At 77.1% G+C, this 236-nt stretch carries 1 protein-coding gene; it reads right to left on the reverse strand.

The genetic code is table 11. The annotated features are described in order from the left end of the window. Positions 1–236: GPP34 family phosphoprotein (locus ACLQ29_RS35595; protein WP_425775728.1), on the reverse strand; the 236-nt coding region annotated here is incomplete at both ends.

Raw genomic sequence — 236 nt, forward strand, 5'->3', positions numbered from 1 at the left:
GTGCCCGAGAAGCCGGCCCCGCCGGCAATCTCCTCCAGCCGGGTGTGGGCGTCGCGGGCGGCGTCGCCGGTCAGGCCCAGCGCCGGCTCCATCCGCAGCACCGCGACCAGGGTGGCCAGGGCGGCGGTGCGCTCGTCGGGAAGCTGCCCGTCGGCCAGCGCCTCGGCCAGCCGCCGCCGGATGTCGGCCTCCACCGAGGCGTCCGTCGTCGGGTAGCGGTGCACGTGGATGAAGCC

It is taken from the genome of Micromonospora sp. DT228 (assembly GCF_049841595.1).
Classification (GTDB): Bacteria; Actinomycetota; Actinomycetes; order Mycobacteriales; family Micromonosporaceae; genus Micromonospora.